Genomic DNA, 3,985 nt, shown 5'->3' on the forward strand with positions numbered 1-3,985 from the left:
AAAAAAATTAACACCCCCCTGAATGAGCCAGTCCCCAGCCGAATTCGCTGTCCCGTCCGGGGCGACCGAGGTCTTCGGCACGTTCAGAGAGCCGCTGTGCGACACCGCCCGCATCTGCCGGAGCAAGGGCAAGTTCACGGGCCAGAAGGCCTGTCACCACAGCGGCTGCATAGGAAGTGCCGGACCGATAGCGTGCCTCGCCCGCCCCGGGAATGAGCAGGTCAACACCGGGGGCCGCAAAATCGACCTCACGCCCCATATTCGCCGACCGGTAACGGCGCTTGCGCGCATCGACCGCGGTGACCGAGATCACATGTGGGTCAGCCGCCGGAAACGCCACATCATCCCGGCTGTCATTGCCGACAGCGGCGACAAGGAGGATACCGCGCCCGGAAGCTGTCTGCATGGCCCGAGCAAGGACCTGGTTGCGTGGACCGGCCAGCGACAGGTTGATCAGCTCCACCCGCTCTGCAAGCAGCCAATCCAGCGCTGAAATCATATTGTCGAGCGGCATCACGTTCGTGCTGCCCCTGCGGACAAAGGCCTCGGCCGCGTAGATCCGGCCCCCCGGTGCGATACCCGCAGAACTGCCCCCGCCACCATTGGCGGCAAGCAGCATCGCAAGACTGGTCGCATGTTCGCTATCGGCAGGTTCCTCACCCGCATCGAGGATCGAGCGGGTGGTAACGGACATGCCGGCGGCCCCGACGACCGTCAGATCAACAGGCCCGTCGATCAGCCCGATCCGAACGGCACGCTGCAACGTGCAATCACCTGTTTCCGGCAACCCCACCATGCTGCGCGCATAACTTCGGCTGGAACCGGCCTGTCGGTAGACGGCGTCGCGATCAACGGCCACATCAATCCCCTTCCGGGCAAGGCGGGCACGCAGGATGGGAACGGTCATGAGCGGGCCGATTTCCGCGACACTCATCGCAAGGTCGAGATTGCCGAATACCCTATGGCGCAAAACATCCCCGCTGATCCGGCGGATTTCGTCCTCGGCCAGCGCCACATCCTGCACCGCGCCAAGGATCAGGATTTCGGCCCGCCGGGTCTGACTGAGCCTGCTCTCGCGGTCATCCCCGTCTGATCTGCGGCCGATCGGTGTTTCGCTTGGCGTTGTGGTGTCGACTTCCGATTTCGGACGCTCTTTGGGTTTCGGTTTCGGGGATTCTTCGCGAACCTTCTGGACCAGCGTCACCTTGCCATCAGTTTCAAAGCGGTCGGACACGGTTGGGCCGATCCCCGCAACGGCCATGAAGGCAGCCGCCACCATTGCTGCCCCTGTCATTCAGCGACACCGGCACTTTCGACCAGCGCAGACGCCGCCCGCAGCGCGGCAAGCGCGTCTTCCTGACTCTGTTCCTCAGAGACAAGAACGCGATAAAGCCCGATTGCAGAGGGTCCGTCGACAACAGACAGATCATTGGCCAGCAGAAGGTCTGAAATCTCTCCTTGTGGCGCGTGCGGCTGGAACGCCACCAAAAGTGTTGCCGCCTGTGTCGGACCACCGGCCTGTTCGTATGTCGGCGCGCGATCTGCGGTCGCTTGGTAGAGAACCGTCCCGAGGGCGACGGATGCCGCCGCAACCGAGGCGGCGAGCAGGCCATAGTGACGCGGCTTCGGCCCGACCGCCCCCATCAAGCGCGCAAGACCAAGCTCTCCTGGCGAATAGGCATCCCCTTCGGACTTGATGCTGTTCCGGATACGCGTCAGCAGATCGCGCTGCTGGCGCAGATCCTCATCCTCGGCCAGTAGCGCCTCGACCTCTGCCTGCTCTTCGGGTGACAAGGTTCCATTCACGTAGAACGGCAGCAGATCCGCACCCCTTTGTTCCCGATCATCCCCGTCCATCATCCGTTCTTTCCTATCTTCAGTCGTGCAGAGAGGCACCGCGTGAGAAGCTGCTTGGCGTGGAAAACCCGGCTTTTGACCGTTCCTTCCGGCACTCCCGTGACCGATGCGATATCGCGATAGCTCATGTCCTCGTAGAACGTGAGTTCGATCGCCAATCGATGTTCCGGTCGAAGCCTGTCCAAACAGGCCCGAACCGCATCCGCATCCTCGGCTGCGACAAGTGCTGTCGCGGCATCCGGGCTGTCGTCGACCTGTTCGGGCAGGTCATCGTGATAGCTCAGCCGCCCTTCCCGTCTGAATACATCCACAACTTTCCGATACGCGATTGCAAAAACCCACGTCCGGACACTCGATTTCCCTTTGAATGCACCGGCACTGCGCCAGACTTCCAGAAAGACCTCATGAACTATGTCGGCGGAACGGAACGGATCGTTCAATTTTACCTGTACGAATCGGAACAGCGGACGTTCGAGCGCCCTGTAAAACCGTTCGAACGCGCACCGATCCTTTCGCGCGATCGCCTCGACGAGGTTATCAAGGTCCTGATCAACCATTCACATACCATGCCGCAAAACCCCGACAGGCCTTCCAGCCCCGGACGCGTCAGATCAGGTTAACATCGTTAGCTCGCGGAAGCGAAGCATGGCGTTACGTCACTCAGCAGCGAGCCCTTCGGTGAACTGAAGCCGCGCGAGGCGGGCATAGAGGCCGCCTTCGGCCACCAGCGCATCATGCGTGCCGGTGGCGACGATACGACCATGATCGAAGACAACGATGCGGTCGGCTTTCTTTACGGTCGCCAGACGGTGGGCGACGATCAGCGTGGTGCGGTCCTTCGAAACAGCCTCGACAGCCTTTTGCACTGCACGTTCGCTTTCGGCATCCAGCGCCGATGTCGCCTCATCCAGAAGCAGCACGGCGGCATCGCGCAGAATGGCGCGGGCGATGGCGATGCGTTGCTTCTGACCGCCCGACAGCATCACGCCGCGTTCGCCGACATAGGTGTCGTAGCCGTCGGGCAGGGCCGCCAGAAACTCATGCGCCGCTGCGGTACGGGCGGCTGCCTCGACTTCATCGTCAGTCGCGTCGGGACGGCCGAAACGAATATTCTCGCGGGCGGTTGCGGCAAAGATCACCGGGTCCTGCGGAACCAGCGCCAAGGCGCGGCGAAACTCCGATCGCGCCATATCAGTCAGGGCCACGCCATCGAGCGTGATGCGCCCCTTGTCAGGATCATAAAAGCGCAGAAGCAACTGGATTACAGTGGTCTTGCCCGCGCCCGAGGGGCCGACCAGTGCCACCGTCTCGCCCGGCTTCACATGCAGATCCATCTCATCCAGCGCCGATTGTTCGGGGCGGGCGGGATAGTGGAAGGTCACACCTTCAAAGGCGATCTCTCCGCGCGCCGGGCGCGTCAGCGCCCTGGGCGCTGCGGGTTCGGCAACGCTGTCGGTGACATTCAGCAGTTCGGCCAGCCGTTCGGTGGCCCCTGCTGCGCGTTGCAGCTCACCCCAGATCTCCGACAGGGCCGCGACCGACCCTGCCGCCATGATCGCATAGATGACGAACTGCACCAGTTCGCCGGGGCTCATCACACCCGCCCGCACATCACGGGCCCCGATCCAGAGAACACCGACAACACCGGCGAAAACAAGGAAGATGACAGCGACCGTCATCGCCGCACGGGTGCGGATACGGGCCTTGGCCGAGAGAAACGCTTCTTCCGTCACCCGGCCGAATTCAGCCCGGCTTTCGGTTTCATGCGTGAAGGCCTGCACGGTCTGGACCGCGCCGAGGGATTCCGACGCCGCCCCGGACGAAGCGGCAATCCAGTCCTGGTTCTCGCGGGAAAGGCGGCGCAGGCGACGGCCCTGGGTGATGATCGGCACGAGCACCAGCGGCACGATCAGCAGAACGAGGCCTGTCAGCTTGGCTGAGGTGAACAGCATCAAAACGATGCCACCCAGCAAAATCAAAAGGTTGCGCAAAGCGACCGAAACGGATGAGCCGATGACCGACAGGATCAGCGTCGTATCAGTGGTGATGCGGCTGACCACCTCGCCGGTCATGATCTTTTCGTAGAATGCAGGGCTCATCCCGATCACCCGATCGAAAACCGCCTTGC

5 protein-coding genes are annotated in these 3,985 nt (G+C 62.4%); 1 reads left to right on the forward strand and 4 read right to left on the reverse strand.

What is annotated here, in order from left to right:
• Positions 1-7 precede the first annotated feature (7 nt).
• Genes WBB85_RS14235 through WBB85_RS14245 form a run of 3 tightly spaced genes read right to left on the reverse strand, consistent with a single transcriptional unit; the run spans position 8 to position 2,297 of the window.
• On the reverse strand, positions 8-1,294 hold the full coding sequence (locus WBB85_RS14235; protein ID WP_432639267.1) for a S8 family serine peptidase: 1,287 nt from the start codon (positions 1,292-1,294) through the stop codon (positions 8-10).
• Positions 1,291-1,860 carry an anti-sigma factor family protein gene (locus WBB85_RS14240; protein ID WP_432639268.1) on the reverse strand — a complete coding sequence of 190 codons (570 nt, stop codon included), beginning with the start codon at positions 1,858-1,860 and terminating at the stop codon, positions 1,291-1,293. Before WBB85_RS14240 ends, WBB85_RS14235 begins: the two co-directional genes overlap by 4 nt.
• Positions 1,857-2,297 (reverse strand): RNA polymerase sigma factor, encoded by a 441-nt coding sequence (locus WBB85_RS14245; protein WP_432639270.1) that lies wholly within the window; start codon positions 2,295-2,297, stop codon positions 1,857-1,859. Before WBB85_RS14245 ends, WBB85_RS14240 begins: the two co-directional genes overlap by 4 nt.
• Between WBB85_RS14245 and WBB85_RS14250 the strand changes: the two genes are divergently transcribed.
• The gene (locus WBB85_RS14250) at positions 2,262-2,477 is read left to right on the forward strand and encodes a hypothetical protein (protein ID WP_432639271.1); all 216 of its coding nucleotides are present in this window, start codon (positions 2,262-2,264) and stop codon (positions 2,475-2,477) included. The two genes, WBB85_RS14245 and WBB85_RS14250, sit on opposite strands and share 36 nt — an antisense overlap.
• A gap of 36 nt (positions 2,478-2,513) precedes the next feature.
• On the opposite strand, the gene WBB85_RS14255 is transcribed toward WBB85_RS14250, so the two are convergent.
• Positions 2,514-3,985: ATP-binding cassette domain-containing protein (locus tag WBB85_RS14255; protein ID WP_432639269.1), on the reverse strand; the 1,472-nt coding region annotated here is incomplete at its 5' end.

The organism is Albidovulum sp. (assembly GCF_049646345.1).
In the GTDB taxonomy this organism is placed as follows: Bacteria; Pseudomonadota; Alphaproteobacteria; order Rhodobacterales; family Rhodobacteraceae; genus Albidovulum.